This is a genomic window from Streptomyces sp. NPDC058008 (genome assembly GCF_042886395.1).
GTDB lineage: Bacteria > Actinomycetota > Actinomycetes > Streptomycetales > Streptomycetaceae > Streptomyces.
The window spans coordinates 200,713-222,451 of the sequence record NZ_JBHVQX010000002.1; the positions used below are offsets into that span (position 1 = coordinate 200,713).

The window sequence follows — 21,739 nt, forward strand, 5'->3', positions numbered from 1 at the left end:
ACGCGTATCCGGATCAACATCCCGGGCTCGCGTCCGATCCCGCCTGTCGTCATGCGTACGCCGATGAGCGAGACGGACACGTCGGGCGGGCGTCCGGCCTCCGAGCGGACCGGCAGCACCCCGAGGCCCGGCGCACCCGCGCCGTCGTCCGGCGGAGCGCCCGAAGCCGGCCCGGACGCACGGGAAGGCGGCAAGCCGGCCGAGGCCGCGGCCGAGAAGCCGGCCAAGGAGAAGAGCGGCAGCGACTGGTTCGCGCCGCGCAAGGCACCGTCCCCCGCGCCCGGCGCCCCGGCCGCCGGAACCCCCGGCCCCCTCGCCGGCGGTCCTTCCGGCGCGGGCCGCGACGCCGGCCGCCCGGACTCGCCGTACTTCCCGGACGGTCCGCAGCGGCCCGGTGACCGGGGCGGCGCGGGTGGCACGGGCCGCAGCGCGCTCGACGACCTCGACGCCGGTACGCGGACCCCGCCGAACGCCGGCACGGGACCGCAGGGCGTCACGGGGCCCTCCGGTCCCACCACCGGTCCCGCCACCGGAAGTTCGTCCCTGACGCCGAACCTCGACCGGCTTCCCGGCGCGGCCGGCCCCGCCGGTTCCCGGCCCGGCGGCCCCGGTGGCACACCGCCGCGGTTGTCGGACGACACCGCGATCCTGACGCCGCAGGTGCCCGCACCGGCCCCCGGGCCCGGCGGCCATGTCTCCGGCGACACACTGACCAGCGGCATCCCGGTCATCCCGGCGGAGCCCCGCTCCGCGTTCCCGGGCGGCCCCGGAGGGAACCGGCCCGAGGGCCCGGCGGGCGGACGCCCGTCGGACACGGGTGCCCCGGCGTCCGCGCCCCGGCCCGCGCCCAAGGCAGCGGCGCCCGCCAAGAAGGGCCGCTCCAAGCTGGTCCTGCTGGGCGCGGCCGTCTTCGTGCTGTTCGGGGTGGCCTACGGCGCCGGCCTGCTGATGAACCACTCCGAGGTCCCCAAGGGCACCACCGTGCTCGGCGTCGACATCGGCGGCGGCACGAAGGCGGAGGCGGTCTCCAAGCTCGACGCCGCCCTCGGCAAGCGGGCCCAGGCGCCTCTCCGGCTGTCCGTCGACGGCAAGGAGGAGGAGCTCGCCCCCGACAAGGCCGGTCTCACCCTGGACAGCCAGGAGACCGTCCGCGGCGCCGCGGGCAGCGACTACAACCCCGTCTCGGTGATCGGCTCCCTGTTCGGCGGGGCGCGCCCCGCCGACCCGGTGATCCCGGTCGACGAGGAGAAGCTCGGGGTGGCGCTGACCGACCTGGCGGGTGTCTCCGGTTCCGCCAACGACGGAACGATCAAGTTCGAGCCGAACAAGGCCGTGGCCGTCCCCGGCAAGGCGGGCAAGTCGCTCGACGTCAACCGGTCGATGATCTCCGTGCGCGACGCCTACCGCGCGCAGGTCCAGACCGGGCAGCCGGCCGTCGTCGAACTGCCGGTGGCCGCCACCGAACCCACCGTCACCCAGGCCGAACTGGACCGGGCGATGAAGGAGTTCGCGGAGCCGGCCATGTCCGGGCTGATCACGATCAAGGCCGGTACCAAGGCCATCGACTTCGGCCCCGCGAGGTCGCTGCCGCAGATCCTGTCCATGAAGGCGGTCGACGGCAAGCTGGTCGCCGTCTACGACAGGGAGGCGATCGACACCCTGCTCGACGGTGTCTTCGACGGAGTCATGGTCACCAAGGGTGACGGGAAGAAGTACCAGGTCAGCTCGACCGACGTGGCCCAGGCCATGCAGGGCGCCCTGCTCGGTAAGACGCCCGCGGAGCGCACCGTGGCGATCAGCCTCGACGGCGAGGGCTGACGGGCCCCGTACGCCGCGTACGACCGCCCCCGCCCGGACCTCCGGGCGGGGGCGGTCGCCGTACGGGCCCGGTGTGCGCACGGCCGGTGCCGGCCGCGCCGCGCGTCCGCCCGTGGAGGAGGGCGGACCGTCCTCCCCGCGCAGGCCCCCGTGGCGGCCCGGGGTGCCGCCCGCTCCGGCGGCCGGCTACGCGTCCCCGGCGCCCCCGGTGAACATGCTGATCAGACCGTGCGGGGTGGTGTCGCCGAAGAGGAGTTCGTGCAGCTCCTCGCCGTCGGCGGCGGCCGCGGCGCTCCGGGGGAACATGGCCTCCTCGTACGCGGCGAGGGCCGCCTCCGTGTCGCCCGGGTGCGCGGCGACGGCCTCGCCCAGTTCGGCGCCGTCGAGCATGGCCAGGTTGGCCCCTTCGCCGTTCGGGGCCGAGAGGTGGGCGGCGTCGCCGATGAGCGTCACCCCCGGCACCCGGTCCCAGCGGTGGCCGGCCGGCAGCGCGTGGAGGACACGCAGCACGGGCGCGGTCCCCTCGGTGATCAGCGCCGTGAGCTCCGGCGCCCAGCCCTCGAACTCCCGCGCGATCCGCGCGGCGGCCGCCGGGGGGTCCGTGAAGTCGACGGCGTCGAACCACTCCCGCGTCCCGGAGAGTGCCACATAGGTGTGCAGGGTCCCGCCGCTCTCCCGGTGGGCCTGGATCCCACGGCCCGGCGCGAGCGCGAACATCGACCCGCCGCCCACGGCCTTCGCGCTCGCGGGGTGCCGGGTGCCGCTCCCGGTCAGCCAGGTCTCGACGAACGACCTGCCGGTGTACTCCGGCACGGCGTCGGAGAGCAGGGGCCGGACCCGTGACCAGGCGCCGTCCGCGCCGACCAGCAGGTCCGTGACGGTGGTCGTGCCGTCGGAGAAGGCCACCTCGTGGCGGCCCCCGCCGAGGGGGCGCACGCCGCCTGCCTTCCGGCCCCACCGGACGGTGCCCGCCGGGAGAGAGTCGAGCAGGAGCGCCCGCAGCTCGCCGCGCAGCACCTCGGGGCGGCCACGCGAGCCGTCCTCGTCGAACAGGACGGTCCCGTCCGGGGCGAGCACCCGGGTCGCCTCGCGGCCCTCCAGGACGAGGCCCCGGAACCCGTCCGTCAGGCCGGCCGCCCGCAGGGCGCGCAGGCCGCTGTCCTCGTGGATGTCGAGCATGCCGCCCTGCGGGCGCGCGACCGGGGAGGCCTCCGCCTCGTGGACCGTCACCGGGATGCCGTGGACGTGCAGGACGCGGGCGAGCGTGAGACCGCCCAGGCCGGCGCCGATGATCGTGACGTGGGTGCCCATGGAGGCTCCTTCGGGATCGAGGCCGGCCGGTCCGGCCAATGGCTCTGGAATGCTGTTCCAGCTCTCATGGTGGAACGGCGCTCCAGACATGTCAAAATGGCCTCATGGCATCACGGGCGCGTACATCGGAGCGGCGGGCGGAGGCGCTGAGCCGCGAGCGCATCATCGGGGCCGCCGTCGAGCTGCTCGACGCGGCCGGCGAGGGCGGGCTGACGTTCCGGGCGCTGACCGAGCGCCTCGCCACCGGTCCGGGGGCGATCTACTGGCACGTGGCGAACAAGAGCGACCTGCTCGACGCCGCGACCGACGCCGTCGTCGCGGCCGCCCTGGCCGAGGGGCCCGCCGGGCCCCCGAAATCGCCGCAGGAGGGGATCCGCGCCATCGCGCTCGGCCTGTTCGACGCGATCGACGCACACCCGTGGCTCGCCACGCAGCTCGCCGTACAGCTCTCCCGCGGCCCCTCGCGGCCGGTGGCGCCGAGGATCCTCGAAAGCATCGGCCGACAGGTCAGCGCGCTGGGCGTGCCCGTGAGCGGCCGGTTCACGGCGGCCTCCGCGCTGATGCACCACATCCTCGGAGCCGCCGGCCAGAACGCCGTGAACGGCCTCGCGGCCGGGCCCGGGGCCGACCGGGCCGAGGTCCTCGACGCGGCGTCCCGGGCGTGGAAGGAGCTCGACCCCGACGCCTACCCCTTCATCCGGTCCGTCGCGGACCGGATGCGCGTCCACGACGACCGGGAGGAGTTCCTCGCGGGGATCACCCTCATCCTCGCCGGCATCGCCGCGGTGCACCCCCGGACCGGGTAGCCACCCTGCGCGGGGGCCCGGCCGTGCGCGCGGCCGGGCCCCCGTACTCCGGTGCCGTCCTACGGGAAGGACACCACCTGGGACGGGACGGTCGTCGTACCGGACGTGGGGGACCCGGTGTCGTTGATGACGTGTTCGTACTGCCCCTGGCCGCCCAGGGACACGACGAGCAGGTCGTGGAACTTGACCCCGGGCTTCACAGGAGCCTGGAAGCCGTGCTGCTGACGGATGGTCGGGTCGACGTTGAAGAAGCAGTAACTGCCCATGCCCCACCCCTCGTGGGTGGTGACGGAGTCGTCGACCTTGTACCCCGCGTAGCCCTTGATGTCGCCGTTCTGGATGGCGGCCTGGTCCGGGGCGTCGTAGGCCTTCTCGTTCTGGAAGAAGATCGTCCGGCCGTTCTCGCCCGACCACCGGACGTCGTACTTGTTGAAGTGCTCCACGAACAGCCCGGTGGCCAGGACGTCGTCGCCCTTCACGTGGACGCCGTAGTCGGCCCGGTTGGTCTCCCAGCCGACGCCCTCCCCGTGGTCGGCGCGCCAGACCCAGGTGTGGTCGATGATCGTGTCGTCGCTGTTGACCACGATGCTGGTGGTCGCCTTGCCGGGGCCCGCGCCGCCGATGCGTACGAACACGTCCTGGAGGCTGGTCGGGTTGGCCGCGTGGTCCGCGGAGGCGCCGTCGGGGCCGACCTCGACGAGCGTCTCGGAGTTGACCGGTCCCGCGTCCACGAGGAGTCCGGCGAGCTTGACGCCGTCGACGTCGCCGACCTTGATCGCGGTCACGCCGTTGTCCGGGATGATCGTGGCGAGGCCGAGGCCGAGCGCCACGGTGTCCGCCCGGTCGATCTCGATGGGCTCGTCGACGTGGTAGACGCCCGGCGTGAACAGCAGGTGCAGGCCCTGCTCCACGGCCGCGTTGATCGTCTGCGCGGTCGCGCCCGGCTTGACGACGTAGAACCGGTCGAGGGGGATCGACTCGCCCTCCGGGGTGCCGTTCGCCCAGGTCGTGCCCCGCGCGTCGGTCCGCTTGGCGGGGACGAACACCTTGTAGTCGTCGCCGTCGAGGTAGAGGAAGGGCTTCTCGCGGGAGACCGGGGTGCTGTCGAGGGTCGTGTACGGGGGCTCGGGGAAGCTCTGGGCGGGGGCGCCCTCGACGCCGGAGAAGGTCATGTTCCAGACGCCGTTGCCCCAGCCGCCGATCGAGCTGTCGCGGGTGTACCACTGCTGCTGGGAGTACGGCCCGACCTCGCCGTCGATCTTGCTGTCGGCGATGTAGCCGCCGCTCGCCCAGCCGTAGCCGTCGGGCGCGAGGTTGAGCCCGCCCTTGACGTGCATGCGGCGGAAGGGGGCGGCCTGGGAGACGGCCCAGCGGTTGGTCCCGCTGACGGGGTTCAGGGCCAGGTTCTCCGCCGAACGCCAGAAGTTCTGCGTGGCGTTGCCGTCGAACCAGCCGGCGTCGACGGTGACGTCACCGTTGAACGTCGTGTCGTCCGGGTTCAGCCCGAGACCCGCGATCGAGGTGTAGAAGCCGATCTGCGCGTTGATGTCGTCGTACGTGCCGGGCTTGAACATCAGCGCGTAGCGGTCGCTGCCGAACTGCGCCGACTCCTGCTTCTCGAAGATCTCGTCGACCTTGCCCTGGATATCGGGCGTGGAGGGGTCGAAGACCAGCACGTTGGGGCCGAGGTCACCCCCGCCGGGCACCTCCTCGGCCGCGTCGCCGAACGCCGGCTGGGCCGTGGGGAAGGCCATGAGCAGCGATGCGGCGAGTGCGGCGAGGCCGAGTGCCCGGGAGCGGCGGTGCCGCCGGGGGAGGGTGGGGGGAGCTTGCATGGATGAGTCTCCTGGGTCGTGGTAGTGGGGTGCACGACGTGTGTCCCGAGGGCGAGAGAGCGCTCTCAGGTGTCGCCGATGTAATCGCTGCCGCCCTCGACACGTCAAGAGGTGTGCGTCAGGAGCCCGGAGTTGACGCCGTAACGGCAACACATGACGTCTGCCGTGAGGCGATGGGGCCGCTTTGTGTGGATGTCGCCCCCGCCGCGGATTCACAGGCTGACGGCTCGGCCCGGTCCGGGCCGCCGGGCCGTCCCGGACTCCGGGGGCGCGCGGTCTCCCGGCGGGGCCTCCCACGGTCTCCCGCCCGGTACGGCCGCGCTCAGTTCAGCAGGGCCCTGGCCGCCCGGGCCCGGTGGCGGATGGCCTCGGCGGCCGTCGGCTCGACGCCCTCGACGATCCCGGCGTACTCGTCCATCTCCGCCGCCCCGCGCAGGAACTCCCCGCGCTGCACGAGGAGCTGGGCCCGTTCGAAGCGGAGCCGGGCCGGGTGCGAGGGCAGCAGCAGCGAGAGTTCGAGCGCCCACAGCGCCACGTCCGTACGCTCGGGCCGCGCCGCCGCCCAGGCCCGTACGTTGTTCAGGATCCGCAGCACCGTCTCCAGCGGTCCGGCGGGCACCGGCAGCATCGCCTCCGGCGGCGCCCCCGTCGCCCCCGCGGCCATCAGCTGCGCGTCCCTGCCGCTCAGCGGGGCCCCGCCGGCGAAGGGGTCGGCCAGCACCCGCTCGGCCGGGTCGCCGAAACCCACCACGTAATGACCCGGGAGAGCGACTCCGTACACCGGCGCCCCCGCCCGTCGCGCCACCTCGATCCACACCACGGACAGCAGGATCGGCAGCCCCCTGCGGCGCCGCAGCACCTGCTGGAGCACCGAGGACTCCAGGCGCGGGTAGTCGGCGGACGAGCCCGCGAACCCGCAGCGCTCGCCCAGCAGTTCCGCGAGCGCGGACGCCCACCCGCGGGCACCGCGGGCCCCGTACGGCAGGAGGCCGGCCAGCCGGTCCAGCTCGATCTGCGCCGCGTCGACGCCGTACGGATCGGTGTCCCCGGGCGCCGGCGGGGAGGTCTCCGCGCCCACCAGCAGGCAGAGCAGCGCGAGGTCCGGCCGTTCGGCGCGGGCCTCCTCGGCGAAGCGCCGGCGCCGTGCGGCCGTGGCGGGGTCCTCAGCACTCATGTGTGACACGCGTCCCTGCTGCTGTCTCCGCTACGCGGACCGGAAGTGGTGGTAACGGTGATGGGTGGCGAAGCCCATGCCGTCGTACAGCGCGCGGGCACCCTCGTTCTCCGCCTCCACCTGGAGCCACGCGGCCGAGGCCCCCTCGTCCAGCGCCGTGCGCGCCAGCGCCGTCATCACGGCCGTGGCGAGACCCCGGCGGCGGTGCTCCGGACCCACCTCGACGGCCATGAACCCCGCCCACCGGCCGTCCACCACACAGCGTCCGATCGCGGCCGGCACGCCCGCCGGACCGTCGCCCGGCACGGAGGCGAACCACACCGAGGGACCGCTTCCCAGCACCTCCAGGACGTGCGGCCCCGGGGTCCCGAGGCGCTGGTACCGGGAGAGCCACGCGGCGTCCGGCTCCCGGGCCGTCCGTACCGCGGAGACGTCCGCGTCCAGGTCGCCGACCGGCGCCAGCGCCGCGATCCGCACCTCGGCCGTCACCTCGCGCCGCCACCCGTGGTCCTCCAGCTCCGCGCAGAGCCGTTCCTGCGTGCCCTCCGCGCCCGTGGCGGTCTGGACGTAGGCGGGCAGGCCCCGTTCGCCGTACCAGCGCCGGACGTGCGTGAGCGCCTCGCCGACCGGGAGACCCGGATCGCCGAGCGGCAGCACGGAGTTGGCGCGGCGGGTGAAACCGCCGGCCGCGCGCAGCCGCCACTCGCCCAGGAGTTCGCTCTCCACGGGCTCCCAGGCGCGTGCGGTGACGCGCGCGAGTTCGCCGAAGGAGGCGGCGGGACCGCGGCGGCGTGCCGGCGCGCCGGGCACCACCTTGCCCGCCACCAGCGAGGATTCCGCGATACGGACGCTTTCGCCGCTTCTCGGCGTGACCGACAGCACTCCATCGTCCCACGATGTGAGAACCCCGACCATGTCGGTGAACTTCGCGCCCTCGCCCCGGGCCTCGACGACTCGCCGTACGGAGACGCGTTTGCCCACGTCAGCGGGCGTCATGCGAACCTCGAGCCGTCCGCCCATGGTGAATTCCACAGCTCTGTCTGCCCCTCCTGTACGGATCGTGCCCCGGAACGGAGATACTAGGGGCGGGCATCGACGACGCCGCGCTCCCGCGCGAGAGCCAACGCCCTACCGAGGAGGAACGACAGCGTGACCTACGTCATCGCGCAGCCTTGTGTCGACGTGAAGGACAAGGCCTGCATCGAAGAGTGCCCCGTCGACTGCATCTACGAGGGCTCACGGTCCTTGTACATCCATCCGGACGAGTGCGTCGACTGCGGAGCCTGTGAGCCGGTCTGCCCGGTCGAGGCCATCTTCTACGAGGACGACACCCCGGAGGAGTGGAAGGACTACTACAAGGCGAACGTCGAGTTCTTCGACGACCTCGGTTCGCCGGGCGGCGCCTCCAAGCTGGGTCTGATCGAGCGCGACCACGCGTTCATCGCCGCGCTGCCGCCGCAGAACCAGTAGACGGCCGCACGAGCGCCGCCCGGTCCCGTACGGCTCGTCACCGTGCGGGACCGAGGTGTTTCCCGGGCCCCCACGCCCCCGTACGAGAAAGCAGAGTCCCCGTGTCCGCAGCAAGCCCCGTCTCCTCCCGACTCCCGGTCTTCCCCTGGGACAGGCTCGCGCCTTTCAGGACGACGGCCGAGGCCCACCCCGACGGCATCGTGGACCTGTCGGTCGGCACGCCGGTCGACCCGGTGCCCGCGCTGGTCCAGCAGGCGCTGGTCGCCGCCGCCGACAGTCCCGGCTATCCGACGGTGTGGGGCACCGAGGCGCTGCGTGACGCGCTGGTGGGCTGGGCGGAGCGCAGGCTCGGCGCGACCGGCGTGACCCACGCGAACGTGCTTCCGGTCGTCGGGTCCAAGGAACTCGTCGCCTGGCTGCCGACCCAGCTCGGGCTCGGCGCGGGCGACCGGGTCGCCTACCCGCGGCTGGCCTACCCGACGTACGAGGTCGGCGCGCGGCTCTGCGGCGCCGAGCCCGTCGTCTACGACGACCCGACGGAGCTGGACCCCGAGGGCCTGAAGCTGCTCTGGCTCAACTCCCCGTCCAACCCCACGGGCCGCGTCCTGCCGAAGGCCGAGCTGACCCGGATCGTGGCCTGGGCGCGCGAGCACGGCGTGCTGCTCCTCAGCGACGAGTGCTACCTGGAGCTCGGCTGGGAGGCCGAGCCCGTCTCCGTGCTCGACGCGGACGTCTGCGGCGGCACGTACGAGGGCATCGTCGCCGTCCACTCCCTCTCCAAGCGCTCCAACCTCGCGGGCTACCGCGCGGCCTTCGTCGCCGGTGACTCCGCCGTCCTGGGCGAGCTGCTCCAGATCCGCAAGCACGGCGGGATGATGACGCCCGCCCCCGTCCAGGCCGCGACGGTCGCCGCCCTGGGCGACGACGCGCACGTGGCCGAGCAGCGGGCCCGCTACGCACGGCGGCGCACGGCCCTGCGGGCGGCGCTGGAGGCCCACGGCTTCCGCATCGAGCACAGTGAGGCGAGCCTCTACCTCTGGGCGACGCGCGACGAGCCGTGCTGGGACACCGTGGCGCACCTGGCCGGGCTGGGCATCCTGGTGGCGCCCGGCGACTTCTACGGACCGGCCGGCGACCGCTTCGTACGCGTGGCGCTCACCGCCTCGGACGAGCGCGTGGACGCGGCGGTCAAGCGGCTGTCCTAGTACCGGGGCGCGGCGGGCCCGCCGGAGGGGTCCGGGAGGCCGCCGGGCCCGCCCCACGTGCCGAGGGGCCCCGGGAGTGCGCACTCCCGAGGCCCCTTCGCGCGTTCGTCACGGCGCGTGTTCCCGCCTATCGGCCGAGCGACAGGCCCTTGGTCGGCAGGTTGTCCTCCGTCAGCTCGCCGTTCGTCACGGTGCCGGCCTTCTTGAGGGTCTTGCCCGCGGCGGGGAGGGTCGTGCCGACCAGCCGGCCGCCGGTCTCGTTCGCGACCTCGGAGCCCTGCTTCGCGGTCGAGTCCAGGGTGCTGCTCACTCCGGCACCGTCGAGCGAGGTGAGGCCGCCGAGCGCGGGGGTCTGCGGGAGCCCCGCGGCACCTGCGGCACCGGCCGCGCCGACCACGGGGGCCGCGCCTGCGGCGATCAGCAGCGCGGCACGGGCGATCCTGCGGGTCAGGGGGAGGGACATGATGCTCCTTCGACGGGACGTCATCGGGTTCTCGGCGGAAGTGGAATCCGCCTGTCCGGTGCTCGGACGCACTGAACAACCGGTCCGGGGGCGGGGAAGGTTGCGGGGCACCCGGGCAAAGACTGGGTAATGCGTCGGATAATCCACCAGGGGGGAACCCGCTGGGCAGGGGCGTTCCCCGCCGGTCCCGCAGGGCGCCACTTCCCTTGTGCCGCAAGGGATTTACGCTGCCCGCCGGAGGCGCCGGAACGGCGGTGACGGCAGGGGCCGAGAGGGTGACGGGCGGCCCGTACGGACGACGGGCCGTACTACTGAGCGAGCCGCATTCGGACCGTGGTGGTGTCCGATTCCTTGTGTTCCGTCCGCCATCCCGTGCCGGCGGTCCACACCCGGCCCGCGTAGGAGACCTCCTCGATCCGCAGGGTGCCCGCGCGCGCGACCGCCCAGTGGGCGAGCTCCCAGCCCCGGCGGGAGGCGGCGTCCCCCTCGCCCCGTACCGGCAGCGACACCGTGCCGGACGCGGAGGCGCCCGCCGGCCCGGCGGGCGGCAGGACGCCCGTCCCGAAGGAGCGCGCCAGATCGGACCGGACCTCGGCCGCGTCCCCCGGGGCGCCGGTCCCCGTGGCCGCCCGCGAGCAGGTCAGCGAGGCGGGGGAGCGTCCGGTCAGGGCGGCGGCCAGCAGCGAGGCGCCCGTCTCGTGCTTGGCGTACGCCCGGGGGAAGGCACTCCTCTGCACCTGCTGGGCCGCGACGGTCAGCGGCAGCCGGGCGTAGTCGGGGACCTCCGCGAGGTGCTCGTAGAACTTCCCGGACGCGTAGACCGGGTCCATGATCCGCGCGGGCGTCCCCCACCCCTGCGAGGGGCGCTGCTGGAAGAGCCCGAGCGAGTCGCGGTCGCCGTGGCCGAGGTTGCGCAGGGAGGATTCCTGGAGGGCGGTCGCCAGCGCGATGGCCACCGCGCGTTCCGGCAGCCCGCGCGCGGTGCCGACGGCGGCGACCGTGGCGGCGTTGCCGGCCTGCTCCGGGCTCAGCTCGTAGGTGGCACCCCCGCTCCCGCCGACGGAGCAGCGGGGCGGCCCCTGGAGACCGGAGAGGAACCGCACGGCCGGATAGCACGCCAGGGCCGCCGCGGCGGCGAGGACGGCCGCGGCACGGAGGGCGCGGTGGCGGCGGGGAGGCGTACTCGTCCGGGGCACGGGGCCAACGTACTGGAGGGCAGGGCCGGAACCGGGGACCAAGTCCCTTAGGGTCGTGGCCATGGATGGACACACGCTTGACCTCGCCCTGGACGGCCCGGAGCTCACCGCCCGGCTGGTCGACTTCCCGTCGGTCAGCGGGCAGGAGAAGGACCTCGCCGACGCCATCGAGGCCGCCCTGCGACCGCTGCCGCACCTGACCGTCGACCGCCACGGAAACAACATCGTGGCCAGGACGCTGCTGGGCCGCTCCGAGCGTGTCGTCCTCGCGGGGCACATCGACACCGTCCCGATCGCGGACAACGTGCCGTCCAGGCTCGACGACGACGGGGTGCTGTGGGGATGCGGCACCTCCGACATGAAGTCCGGGGTGGCCGTCCAGCTGCGCATCGCGGCGACGGTGCCGGAGCCCAACCGCGACCTCACCTTCATCTTCTACGACAACGAAGAGGTCGCCGCCCACCTCAACGGCCTCGGGCACGTGGCCGAGGCGCACCCCGAATGGCTCGACGCGGACTTCGCGGTCCTCCTGGAGGGTTCGAACGCCGAGGTCGAGGGCGGCTGCCAGGGCACGCTCCGGGTCCATCTGCGTCTGACGGGCGAGCGGTCCCACTCCGCGCGCGGCTGGATGGGGTCCAACGCGATCCACGCCGCGGCCCCGGTGCTGGCCCGGCTGGCCGCGTACGAACCGCGCCGGCCGGTCATCGACGGGCTGGAGTACCGGGAAGGGCTCAACGCCGTCGGCATCGAGGGCGGCGTCGCCACCAACGTCATCCCGGACGCCTGCACCGTGGTCGTCAACTACCGCTACGCCCCCGACCTCGGTGCCGAGGAGGCGGAGGCGCACGTCCAGGAGGTCTTCGCGGACTGCGGTGTCGCCGAGTTCGTCGTGGACGACCACTCCGGCGCGGCGATGCCCGGTCTCTCGCACCCCGCGGCCAAGGCGTTCATGGAGGCGGTCGGCGGCACCGCGCGGCCCAAGTTCGGCTGGACGGACGTGTCCCGGTTCGGCTCCCTGGGCATCCCCGCGGTGAACTACGGCCCCGGCGACCCGCTGTACGCCCACAAGCGGGACGAGCACGTGCGGGTCGAAAGGATCACGCACTGCGAGGAGCGCCTCCGCTCCTGGCTCACCAGCTGACCCACGGCATTCCCCTGCGCGTAACCTCCACCGATCTACGCTGAAGCGACACACGCACATCGCAGGTCGGCGGAGGGAGCAGGTCATGGGCAACCCGGAGGACGCACGGATCCCCGAGGGCGCGCAGAGTCCCGAGGGCGCGGTGAGGCCCGAGGAACAGCGGCTGGGGCCGGTGCTGCGGCGCAGGGACCAGGTCCAGCCGGGCACCACCGATCAGCGGCTGCTGGATTCCGAGGGCGACTCCGAGTGGGTCCACACCGACCCCTGGCGGGTCATGCGGATCCAGTCGGAGTTCGTGGAGGGATTCGGCGCGCTGGCGGAACTGCCGAGCGCCATCAGCGTCTTCGGTTCGGCCCGCACCCCGGCGGACGGACCGGACTACGAGGCGGGCGTACAGATCGGCAAGGCGCTGGTCGAGGCGGGCTTCGCCGTCATCACGGGCGGCGGCCCCGGAGCGATGGAGGCGGCGAACAAGGGCGCCAGGGAAGCGAAGGGCGTCTCCGTCGGACTCGGTATCGAGCTGCCCTTCGAGTCCGGGCTGAACCCGCACGTCGACATCGGCGTGAACTTCCGCTACTTCTTCGTCAGAAAGACGATGTTCGTCAAGTACGCCCAGGGCTTCGTCGTCCTGCCCGGCGGCCTGGGCACGCTGGACGAGCTCTTCGAGGCGCTGACCCTGGTCCAGACGGGCAAGGTGACGCGCTTCCCGATCGTCCTGTTCGGTACGGCGTACTGGGGCGGCCTGGTGGACTGGCTGCGGGACACGGTGGTCGCGGGAGGCAAGGCGTCGGAGCGGGACCTGATGCTGTTCCACGTCACGGACGACGTGGACGAGGCGGTCCGGCTGGTGACGAAGGAGGTCGGGCGCTAGCCGGGGCGGGGCGGGACCCCGGACCGCCCCGCCGGGCTGTCCGGGGTCCCGCCCCGCCGCTCCGGCCCCCCGGACTACGCCAGGCCCCGCCGCGCGACCGCGGGGGGCCGGTGGCCCGCGATGGACGCCACCATGTCCAGCACCTGCCGGGTCTCGGCCACCTCGTGCACCCGGTACACCTGTGCCCCCAGCCACGCCGACACGGCGGTCGTCGCGAGCGTGCCGATCACGCGTTCCTTGACCGGCCGGTCGAGCGTCTCCCCGACGAAGTCCTTGTTGGAGAGGGAGACCAGGACCGGCCAGCCCGTGGCCGTCATCTCGTCCAGCCGGCGCGTCGCCTCCAGCGAGTGCCGGGTGTTCTTCCCGAAGTCGTGCCCCGGGTCGATCATGATCCCGTCCGGCCTGACCCCGAGCGCGACGGCCCGCTCCGCGAGGCCCAGCGTCACCCGCAGGACGTCCGCCATCACGTCGTCGTACGCGACCCGGTGCGGCCGGGTACGCGGCTCCGCGCCGCCCGCGTGCGTGCACACGAGCCCGGCCCCGTACCGCGCGGCCACCTCCGCCAGCTTGGGGTCCACGCCGCCCCAGGCGTCGTTCAGCACGTCCGCCCCCGCCTCGCAGACGGCCTCGCCCACGTCGTGCCGCCAGGTGTCCACGCTGATCACCACGTCCGGGTGGCGGCGGCGCACCTCGGCGACGAATCCGACCGTGCGGCGTGCCTCCTCCCGCGCCGTCACCTCCTCGCCGGGACCCGCCTTCACCCCGCCGATGTCGATGATCGCGGCGCCCTCGGCGACGGCCTGCTCGACCCGTGAGAGCGCGGGTTCGTCACGGAACGTCGCCCCCCGGTCGTAGAACGAGTCAGGAGTCCGGTTCACGATCGCCATGATCACCGGTTCGTGCGGCCCGAACTCCCGCCGCCCCAGCCTGAGCGCCCCGCTTCGCATTCCTGGTTCCTCCTCGTAGCCCGCCTGCGACCCTAGGGTCTCTCGCGTCCCGATCATGCCGGGCCCGCGTTCCGGTACGCGGGTCCGAGGTGCCACCCAGGGGCCCGGCGCCCGGCCCTCACACCGCCTCGCCTGCCGTCCGCACGGACCGGCCCCCGCTCGCCGGGCCCGTCCGATCCAGACGAAAGACCCTAACTGTCGGTGCCTCATGGCACGATCTGACCTGGACAGGTATTCCGCTTCCCGGGAGATGCACGTGTTCTGGTTCTTGCTGCTGACGATGGCCGTGGTCGTGGCCGCGGTCACCCTCGCGGTGGTCGGTGGAGGCGGAAGCGCGGTTCTGCAGGACGTCGAGCCCGAGCGGCTCACGGACCCGCTGCCCACGAACCGCCCCGTCGGCCGCGCCGACATCGAGGCCATGCGGCTGCCCATGGCCGTGCGCGGCTACCGCATGACGGACGTGGACGAGGCCCTCGGCCGGCTGGGCGCCGAGCTCGCAGAGCGGGACGCCCACATCGCCGAGCTGGAGTCGGCGCTCGCCGGCGCCCAGGCGACCGCGGTGACGGGCCCCGACCTGTTCAAGCGGCCGGGCGAGCTCCCCGCCGGCGGAGAGGGCCCGAAGGACGAGGAGGGCGGGCGGTGAGCGGCGCACAGCCGGCGGCGGACGGGCGCCCGCGCTGCCCCTGGGGCCTGTCCACGGAGGACTACCTCGCCTATCACGACACCGAGTGGGGCCGCCCGGTCCACGGCGACGACGCCCTCTTCGAGCGGCTCTGCCTGGAGGCCTTCCAGTCGGGGCTGTCCTGGCTGACGATCCTGCGCCGCCGCGAGGGCTTCCGCAGCGCCTTCGCCGGATTCAAGATCTCCGCCGTGGCGGAGTTCACCGACGCCGACAAGGAGAGGCTCCTCGCCGACGCCGGAATCATCCGCAACCGCGCGAAGATCGACGCCACCCTCGCCAACGCCGAGGTGCTGGCCGGCTGGGACGAGGGCGAGCTGGACGCCCTGATCTGGTCGTACGCGCCCGATCCCGCCACACGGCCCGCCCCGCGCACCCTCGGCGACGTCCCCGCGGTCACCCCGGAGTCCACCGCGCTCGCCAAGGACCTGAAGAAGCGGTCCATCCGCTTCGTCGGCCCCACGACCGCGTACGCCCTGATGCAGGCCTGCGGCCTGGTCGACGACCACCTGGCCGACTGCGTGGCCCGGGGCGGCGGCCGGTAGGGCCCCGCCCCGGGCGGGCGCCTGCTACGCGCCGAGGTACTTCGGCGTCCGCTTGGCCAGGAACGCCTCGACGGCGATCGTGTGATCCCGCGACGCGCCCGCCTTCGTCTGGAGTTCGTCCTCCTTCTCCAGCGTCTCGGCGAGCGTGTGCCCGGCGCCGTACGCCACGGACGCCTTCAGGGCCGCGTACGCGACCGTGGGGCCGTCCGCGAGGGCGCGGGCCACCGCGTGGGCCTCCTTCGCCAGGTCGGCCGCCGGCACCACCTTGTTCGCGATGCCCAGCTCGTAGGCCTCCTGGGCGGAGACCGAGCGCGGGAAGAACAGCAGGTCGGCCGCCCGGCTCGCACCGATCAGCCGGGGCAGGGTCCAGGAGACGCCCGAGTCGGCGGTCAGGGCGACACCCGCGAAGGACGTGTTGAACGCGGCGGTGTCGGCGACCACGCGGTAGTCGGCGGCGAGCGCGAATCCGAAGCCCGCCCCCGCGGCGACCCCGTTGACCCCCGCGACGACCGGCTTCTCCATCTCGGTGAGGGCACGGACGATGGGGTTGTAGTGCTCCCGCACCGTGCTCAGCGCGTTGCCGCCGTCCTGCTCACGGGCCTCGGAGAGCTTGGCGACGTGCTCCTTGAGGTCCTGGCCCACACAGAAGGCACGCCCGGTGGCGGTGAGCAGGACGGCCCGCACGGCGGGATCGTCCGCGACCGCGCGGAGGGCGTCGCGCAGCGCGACCTTGGCGGCGGTGTTCATGGCGTTCATCGCGTCGGGACGATTGATCGTGATCGTCGCGAGCCCGTCGCTCACGTCGGTGAGCACCGGGCTCGCGCCGGGAAGGTCGATCGCGATCGTCACGAGCCCGTCGCTCGCGTCGGCGCGCACCGTGTCAGCCGTGCTGTCGGCCATTGCTGGGTCTCCTCGCGGGTCCGGCGTCGTGCCTGTCGAGGTAAGCATGGCGGACATCGCGCGGGCCGGACATGTGACCTGCGTCTAACGATTGGACCTCGGCTGGGGGCCGACGGTGGCGCAGTATCGCAGCCGGATCGCCGAATTGGGTGGTTTTGGGAAAGCGCGTTGCGCAAGCGATGCCGGCCGATGTTGGTCATCGGGGTCCCTGATGCGGGATAATGCGGAGGAAGCATTGTGTTCGACGCCGGTGAGGCAGCGCCTGTCATGGAGCCGCCGGCTGCGATGAGCTGGTTTCAGGAAGGGGAACGAGCATGGCGGCCATGAAGCCGCGGACGGGCGACGGCCCGCTCGAGGTGACAAAGGAGGGGCGGGGCATCGTCATGCGCGTTCCGCTCGAAGGCGGCGGTCGGCTTGTCGTCGAGCTGACTCCGGACGAGGCGGACGCACTCGGCGACGCGCTGAAGAAGGTCGTCGGCTGAGGCGGGAGCGCCCACACTTCACCACTGCCCCGGTACGCATCCCGTGCCGGGGCAGTGGTGCGTCCGGGGAGGGGTCCTGCGGGGGTGGGGAGGCCCGGACCGAGGGGCGGAGGGTCAGCCGCGGCGTACCGCGCACAGCAGGCCGTCGCCCACCGGCAGCAGCGTGGCCATGAGCTCCTGGCTCTCGCGCACGGCCCGCAGCAGTTCGCGCAGGCGCAGCACCTCGGCCGGCTGGGCGGCCGAGTCGATCGTCCGGCCGTCGGCGAACACGCCCTCGAAGCAGACCAGGCCGCCCGGCCTCAGCAGCCGCAACGATTCGTCGAGGCAGTCCAGGCTCTCGAGCCGGTCGCCGTCGCAGAAGACGAGGTCGTACCCGCCGTCCGCCAGCCGCGGCAGTACGTCCAGGGCGCGGCCCGGGATGAAGCGGGCCCGGTTCGTGGCGAAGCCGGCGGCGCGGAAGGCCTCACGGGCGAACTGCTGGCGCTCGGGCTCCGGGTCGACCGTGGTCAGCACGCCGTCCGGCCGCATCCCCTGAAGCAGGTAGATGCCGGACACGCCGGTGCCGGTGCCGATCTCGGCCACGGCTTTGGCGTCCGCGGTGGCAGCGAGCAGGCGCAGTGCCGCGCCGGTGCCTGACGACACCGGGCGGAGTCCCGTCTCGTGGGCCCGGTCCCGGGCCCAGAGCAGAGCTTCCTCCTCGGCGACAAAGGCGTCGGCGAATGCCCAGCTCGTCTGCCGGTTGGCGGTAATGACGCTCTCCTGTCCCCGTAGTTGGCGCAACGGTGACTGTATCCGCTGCGCCCGGGAACCCGCAGATGGGACCGGACGTTATGAAGACGTGAAGAGGAACGCCGGGACCGCGCCCTGGAGCCGGGCCCGGAATGTGCCTCTTGCTCCCGGGGGCACCGGGGCACGAGCAGGTAAAAAGGCTTATCCGGAGCTAACGGGCGAGGTGGCTATGGTAGGGGCTCCACTGGACACCACCAGAGCCGATAGGGGAGGTGCGGCTGCGCCTGTGGATCGGAGAGGTGCGCTGCGGCGTCTTCTCGGGTCGGCGGGTGAGCCGAAATCCGTGACCGACACCGCTGACCGTTCTTCCAACGCTTCCGCACCGACCGCGACCTTCGCCTCAGATGCGGATTCCCAGGCGTGGACCCCGCCCTCATGGGAAGAGATCGTCAGCACACACAGCGCTCGTGTGTACCGCCTCGCCTACCGGCTGACGGGTAACCAGCACGACGCCGAGGACCTCACCCAGGAAGTCTTCGTCCGTGTCTTCCGGTCGCTGTCGACCTACACGCCCGGCACCTTCGAGGGCTGGCTGCACAGGATCACGACGAATCTCTTCCTCGACATGGTCCGCCGCAAGCAGCGGATCCGCTTCGACTCCCTCGGCGACGACGCGGCCGAGCGGCTCCCCAGCCGTGAGCCGTCCCCGCAGCAGGTCTTCAACGACACCCACTTCGACGCGGACGTCCAGCAGGCGCTGGACACCCTCGCGCCCGAGTTCCGTGCGGCCGTCGTGCTCTGCGACATCGAGGGCCTCTCGTACGAGGAGATCGCCGCCACGCTCGGCGTGAAGCTCGGGACGGTCCGCAGCCGCATCCACCGCGGTCGTTCGCACCTGCGCAAGGCGCTCCAGCACCGTTCGCCCGAGGCCCGCGCGGAGCAGCGTTCCCTCGCGGACGCGGTCCTGGCAGGGGAGGGCGGAACGGCGTGAGTGGCACAGGTCCGACCCCCGCGGAACAGCACCTGGGGGACCGGCTCGCCGCGCTTGTCGACGGGGAGCTCAAACACGATGCCAGGGAACGGGTCCTGGCCCACCTGGCGACCTGCGCCAGGTGCAAGTCCGAGGCCGACGCCCAGCGGCGGCTGAAGAGTGCCTTCGCGACCTCCGCCGCCCCTTCGCCCTCGGAGGGCTTCCTGGCCCGCCTGCAGGGCCTTCCCGGGGGCCCCAGCGGCGGTGACGGCGGCCCCGGTGACGGCGGCAGGCGCTTCGGCGAGGGAATCTTCCCCGCGCCGCAGTCAGCGCCCGCCGAGCCGGGACGCTCACCGCTCGACGGCTTCGGCTATCTCCCCACGGCCCACGGTTCGACCGCCGTACTGCCCGGAGGCAGGTCCGGTTCCGGCTTCCGCATCCACGACGTGGCCCGGGACGCCGACCGTTCGCCCTGGCGCGCCCGGCGGTTCGCGTTCGTCGCGGCCAGCGCGGTCTCCCTCGCGGCCATCGCCCTGGGAGGTTCCCTCCCCCTCGACTACGGCCCCGAGCCGCCGCTCAGCGCCGAGGGCGCGGGCAGCGGCACCACTCCGCTCACCGCCGACGAGCGCACCGGCAGCGCCGCCGTCACCGCCAGCCGCGGTGGTGGCGGCACCCTCACCTTCGGAGAGGACCAGGGCATCCGGCCGAGCGCCGCGCCGTACCCGTCGGCCCGGGCCGTGTCCGCCTCCGCGCCCACGCTGCTGAACACCTCGGTGCTCGCCGGGGGCACCTTCGCCTTCCCGGTGCTCAACGTGACGGTCCCGCCGCTGATACGCCCGACCGACGCCGGCCCGCTGTACTCGGCCTCGCTCGGAGGGGGAGCGGACCCGAAGCCGTCCGCTCCGTCGGCGACGGCCTCGGCCCCGCCGCTGCACGACCGTGCGATGCCGCTCACCCCGCTGCGCTGACCGGGACCCTGCGCGCCGATTCGCAAACCTGGTTGAATTCCCGCAGGGACGCCTCTGTGGGGCGTGCACGGGCCAGTTGCGGGGAGAGCATGGACGACGGGAAGCCCAGCGGGCCGAAGACGAAGTGGTGGAGCCGTCCCTCTGCGGAACGGAACCACCCGGCCGGGCCGCAGGACGCGGCCGTCGGTGGCGCGGGCGCCGCGCGGCCCGCGGACGCGGCACCGGACACCGGCGGGGCCACCGCACCGCCGTCTCCGCCCGCAGCGGCGGAGCCGCCCGCGCCGGTGACACCGCACGGCGGGCCGGCCACACCGGACGGCGACTACACGCCCGCGCCCCCGGGCGGCGACTACACGCCCGCCCCGCCGGACGGTGACTTCAGCCCCGCCCCGCCGGAACCAGGGCCGGGGGAGCACGCCGTACCGGCCGCCGCGCCGCACGTCCCGGCGCCGCCGGCCGCCGAACCGGCCGTACCCGCGCCGGCCGCTGCCGGGCCGACTGCCACCGCGCCGGTGCCTCCGGCCGCCGGACAGGGCGTATCCGTACCCGCGTCCGCACCGGTGCCGCCGCCCGCCGAACCCGCCGTCCCCGCGCCGCCGGCCGCCGAGCAGGCCGCCCACGCACCCGCCGCCGTGCCGTCCGCCTCCGAGGCCCACGCGCCCCGGACGCAGCCGCTGCACGCGCCCGACGAGTACAGCACCCCGCCCTACGGCGACCCGGGGCCGTGGGCGCTCGCGCCGCCCGTCCAGCGCCCGGTGCCCACCCCGGCCCACGGGACCCCCGTACCGCCGCCCTACGCCGGGACGAACGGCCACGGCACGCCCGCCCCGGCTCCGGCGACGGCCGGTCAGGGGCACCCCGAGGCCTGGCCGCCCCCGCCGCACACCCTCCCGCAGCAGCACACGCCGCCCCCGCCCGGCGCGCAGCCCCCGCAGCAGCCCTCGCAGTGGCTGCGTTACGACCCCTGGGGCGCACCACAGCAGCCGCTGAGCCACCCCGGCCCCGGCCAGGGCGAGGAGACCCGGCCCCGCAGGGGACGCAAGGGGTCGGCCCTCGCCGGTGCCGCGCTGCTCGCCCTCGTCGCCGGCGGGATCGGCGGCGGTATCGGCGCGTACGTCGAGCGCAACGGCGGCCTGACCACGGTCGAGCTGCCGCAGGCCGGACGGGACGCCGGCGGCCGCGCACCCGACAGCGTCGCCGGTATCGCGGCCAGCGCGCTGCCCAGCGTGGTCACCCTGCACGTCAACGGTTCCGCCGAGTCCGGCACGGGCACCGGCTTCGTCCTCGACGATCGGGGCCACATCCTCACCAACAACCACGTGGTCGCCCCCGCGGGCTCCACCGGGGACATCACCGTCACCTTCAGCAGCGGGGAGAGCGCGGCGGCCGAGGTCGTCGGCAAGGACAGCGGATACGACCTGGCGGTCGTGAAGGTGAGCGGCGTCTCCGGCCTCAAGCCACTGCCCCTCGGCAACTCCGACAACGTGCGGGTGGGCGACCCGGTGGTGGCGATCGGCGCGCCCTTCGACCTGTCCAACACGGTCACCTCCGGCATCATCAGCGCCAAGCAGCGGCCCATCACCGCGGGCGGCGAGAAGGGCGACGGCACGGACGTGAGCTACGTCGACGCCCTCCAGACCGACGCCCCCATCAACCCGGGCAACTCCGGCGGCCCGCTGGTCGACGCCCAGGCCCGGGTCATCGGCATCAACAGCGCGATCCGCGCCGCCGACAGCGCGTCAGGGCTCGAAGGCGGCCAGTCCGGCTCCATCGGCCTCGGTTTCGCGATACCGATCAACCAGGGCAAGCGGGTCGCCGAGGAGCTGATCAACACCGGCAGGGCCACCCACCCCGTGATCGGCGTCACCCTCGACATGGAGTACACCGGCGACGGCGCCAAGGTCGGCGGCAGGGGCTCCGGCGCGGCGGTCACCGAGGGCGGTCCGGCCGACCGGGCCGGCGTCCGGCAGGGCGACGTCATCACCGAGGTGGACGGCCAGCGGGTGCACAGCGGTGAGGAACTGATCGTCAAGATCCGCGCGCACCGGCCCGGTGACCGGCTCGGCCTCGTCCTGACCCGCGGTGGCAAAGACCTGTCCATGACGTTGACGCTGGGGTCGTCGAGCGGCACCTGACGGCCACCGGCAGGTACCGCGCGGACGGCTTCGCCGGGTACCGTGGAGCGGTCCGGGCCCCTGACCTGGCGGCGGAGACCACGCGGAGAAGACG

Annotated in this window: 21 protein-coding genes; 12 read left to right on the forward strand and 9 right to left on the reverse strand. The window is 73.7% G+C overall.

What is annotated here, in order from left to right; translation table 11 throughout:
* The first annotated feature begins 63 nt into the window (after positions 1-63).
* On the forward strand, positions 64-1,818 hold the full coding sequence (locus ACFVS9_RS02625) for a hypothetical protein (RefSeq protein WP_389929613.1): 1,755 nt from the start codon (positions 64-66) through the stop codon (positions 1,816-1,818).
* Positions 1,819-2,004: 186 nt separating this feature from the next.
* On the opposite strand, the gene ACFVS9_RS02630 is transcribed toward ACFVS9_RS02625, so the two are convergent.
* A complete protein-coding gene (locus ACFVS9_RS02630; RefSeq protein WP_389929615.1) occupies positions 2,005-3,129 on the reverse strand; it encodes an FAD-dependent oxidoreductase in 1,125 nt (374 codons plus the stop codon).
* Positions 3,130-3,233: 104 nt separating this feature from the next.
* Between ACFVS9_RS02630 and ACFVS9_RS02635 the strand changes: the two genes are divergently transcribed.
* Positions 3,234-3,935: a TetR/AcrR family transcriptional regulator gene (locus ACFVS9_RS02635; protein ID WP_389929617.1), complete on the forward strand. Its 702-nt coding sequence runs from the start codon at positions 3,234-3,236 to the stop codon at positions 3,933-3,935.
* A gap of 59 nt (positions 3,936-3,994) precedes the next feature.
* Here the strand turns inward: ACFVS9_RS02635 and ACFVS9_RS02640 are convergent, their stop codons facing one another.
* From ACFVS9_RS02640 to ACFVS9_RS02650, 3 genes are all read right to left on the reverse strand, one after another.
* Entirely contained in the window at positions 3,995-5,770 is a 1,776-nt protein-coding gene (locus tag ACFVS9_RS02640; RefSeq protein ID WP_389929618.1) for a coagulation factor 5/8 type domain-containing protein, read from the reverse strand.
* A gap of 322 nt (positions 5,771-6,092) precedes the next feature.
* Complete coding sequence (locus tag ACFVS9_RS02645; protein WP_389929620.1) at positions 6,093-6,944, reverse strand: transglutaminase-like domain-containing protein; 852 nt, start codon at positions 6,942-6,944, stop codon at positions 6,093-6,095.
* 30 nt (positions 6,945-6,974) lie between these two features.
* Positions 6,975-7,976, reverse strand: coding sequence for a GNAT family N-acetyltransferase (locus ACFVS9_RS02650; RefSeq protein WP_389929622.1), 1,002 nt, complete (start codon positions 7,974-7,976; stop codon positions 6,975-6,977).
* A 117-nt stretch (positions 7,977-8,093) separates the two neighbouring features.
* Between ACFVS9_RS02650 and fdxA the strand changes: the two genes are divergently transcribed.
* Both fdxA and dapC read left to right on the forward strand, forming a co-directional pair.
* Positions 8,094-8,414, forward strand: a complete 321-nt coding sequence (fdxA, locus tag ACFVS9_RS02655; RefSeq protein WP_014154250.1) for a ferredoxin — start codon at positions 8,094-8,096, stop codon at positions 8,412-8,414.
* 101 nt (positions 8,415-8,515) lie between these two features.
* Positions 8,516-9,619: a succinyldiaminopimelate transaminase gene (gene dapC, locus ACFVS9_RS02660; RefSeq protein ID WP_383115919.1), complete on the forward strand. Its 1,104-nt coding sequence runs from the start codon at positions 8,516-8,518 to the stop codon at positions 9,617-9,619.
* A gap of 127 nt (positions 9,620-9,746) precedes the next feature.
* On the opposite strand, the gene ACFVS9_RS02665 is transcribed toward dapC, so the two are convergent.
* Both ACFVS9_RS02665 and ACFVS9_RS02670 read right to left on the reverse strand, forming a co-directional pair.
* On the reverse strand, positions 9,747-10,082 hold the full coding sequence (locus tag ACFVS9_RS02665; RefSeq protein WP_383115920.1) for an ATP-binding protein: 336 nt from the start codon (positions 10,080-10,082) through the stop codon (positions 9,747-9,749).
* A gap of 308 nt (positions 10,083-10,390) precedes the next feature.
* Entirely contained in the window at positions 10,391-11,278 is an 888-nt protein-coding gene (locus ACFVS9_RS02670; protein ID WP_389929624.1) for a hypothetical protein, read from the reverse strand.
* Between the two features lie 61 nt (positions 11,279-11,339).
* On the opposite strand from ACFVS9_RS02670, the gene dapE reads away from it, so the two are divergent.
* Both dapE and ACFVS9_RS02680 read left to right on the forward strand, forming a co-directional pair.
* Positions 11,340-12,419 (forward strand): succinyl-diaminopimelate desuccinylase, encoded by a 1,080-nt coding sequence (gene dapE / locus ACFVS9_RS02675; protein WP_383115922.1) that lies wholly within the window; start codon positions 11,340-11,342, stop codon positions 12,417-12,419.
* Between the two features lie 85 nt (positions 12,420-12,504).
* Entirely contained in the window at positions 12,505-13,290 is a 786-nt protein-coding gene (locus ACFVS9_RS02680; protein ID WP_389929626.1) for a TIGR00730 family Rossman fold protein, read from the forward strand.
* A 74-nt stretch (positions 13,291-13,364) separates the two neighbouring features.
* Here ACFVS9_RS02680 and folP read toward each other — a convergent pair whose 3' ends face one another.
* Positions 13,365-14,237, reverse strand: a complete 873-nt coding sequence (folP, locus tag ACFVS9_RS02685; protein WP_383115924.1) for a dihydropteroate synthase — start codon at positions 14,235-14,237, stop codon at positions 13,365-13,367.
* A 250-nt stretch (positions 14,238-14,487) separates the two neighbouring features.
* On the opposite strand from folP, the gene ACFVS9_RS02690 reads away from it, so the two are divergent.
* Positions 14,488-14,880: a DivIVA domain-containing protein gene (locus tag ACFVS9_RS02690; protein WP_383115959.1), complete on the forward strand. Its 393-nt coding sequence runs from the start codon at positions 14,488-14,490 to the stop codon at positions 14,878-14,880.
* Positions 14,877-15,461: a DNA-3-methyladenine glycosylase I gene (locus tag ACFVS9_RS02695; protein WP_383115925.1), complete on the forward strand. Its 585-nt coding sequence runs from the start codon at positions 14,877-14,879 to the stop codon at positions 15,459-15,461. Before ACFVS9_RS02690 ends, ACFVS9_RS02695 begins: the two co-directional genes overlap by 4 nt.
* Before the next feature lie 24 nt (positions 15,462-15,485).
* Here ACFVS9_RS02695 and ACFVS9_RS02700 read toward each other — a convergent pair whose 3' ends face one another.
* Positions 15,486-16,361: an enoyl-CoA hydratase/isomerase family protein gene (locus ACFVS9_RS02700; RefSeq protein WP_383115926.1), complete on the reverse strand. Its 876-nt coding sequence runs from the start codon at positions 16,359-16,361 to the stop codon at positions 15,486-15,488.
* Positions 16,362-16,675: 314 nt separating this feature from the next.
* Here ACFVS9_RS02700 and ACFVS9_RS02705 point away from each other — a divergent pair, with 314 nt between their 5' ends.
* Entirely contained in the window at positions 16,676-16,843 is a 168-nt protein-coding gene (locus ACFVS9_RS02705) for a DUF3117 domain-containing protein (RefSeq protein ID WP_003966491.1), read from the forward strand.
* A 114-nt stretch (positions 16,844-16,957) separates the two neighbouring features.
* Here the strand turns inward: ACFVS9_RS02705 and ACFVS9_RS02710 are convergent, their stop codons facing one another.
* A complete protein-coding gene (locus ACFVS9_RS02710; RefSeq protein WP_383115927.1) occupies positions 16,958-17,623 on the reverse strand; it encodes an O-methyltransferase in 666 nt (221 codons plus the stop codon).
* Between the two features lie 178 nt (positions 17,624-17,801).
* Here ACFVS9_RS02710 and sigE point away from each other — a divergent pair, with 178 nt between their 5' ends.
* The 3 genes from sigE to ACFVS9_RS02725 all read left to right on the forward strand — a co-directional run bounded on the left by sigE (position 17,802) and on the right by ACFVS9_RS02725 (position 21,645).
* On the forward strand, positions 17,802-18,563 hold the full coding sequence (gene sigE / locus ACFVS9_RS02715) for an RNA polymerase sigma factor SigE (protein ID WP_277332111.1): 762 nt from the start codon (positions 17,802-17,804) through the stop codon (positions 18,561-18,563).
* Complete coding sequence (locus ACFVS9_RS02720; protein ID WP_389929629.1) at positions 18,560-19,510, forward strand: anti-sigma factor family protein; 951 nt, start codon at positions 18,560-18,562, stop codon at positions 19,508-19,510. The genes sigE and ACFVS9_RS02720 overlap by 4 nt, the downstream gene beginning before the upstream one ends.
* An 89-nt stretch (positions 19,511-19,599) precedes the next feature.
* A complete protein-coding gene (locus ACFVS9_RS02725; RefSeq protein WP_389929631.1) occupies positions 19,600-21,645 on the forward strand; it encodes a trypsin-like peptidase domain-containing protein in 2,046 nt (681 codons plus the stop codon).
* The last annotated feature ends 94 nt before the right edge of the window (positions 21,646-21,739 follow it).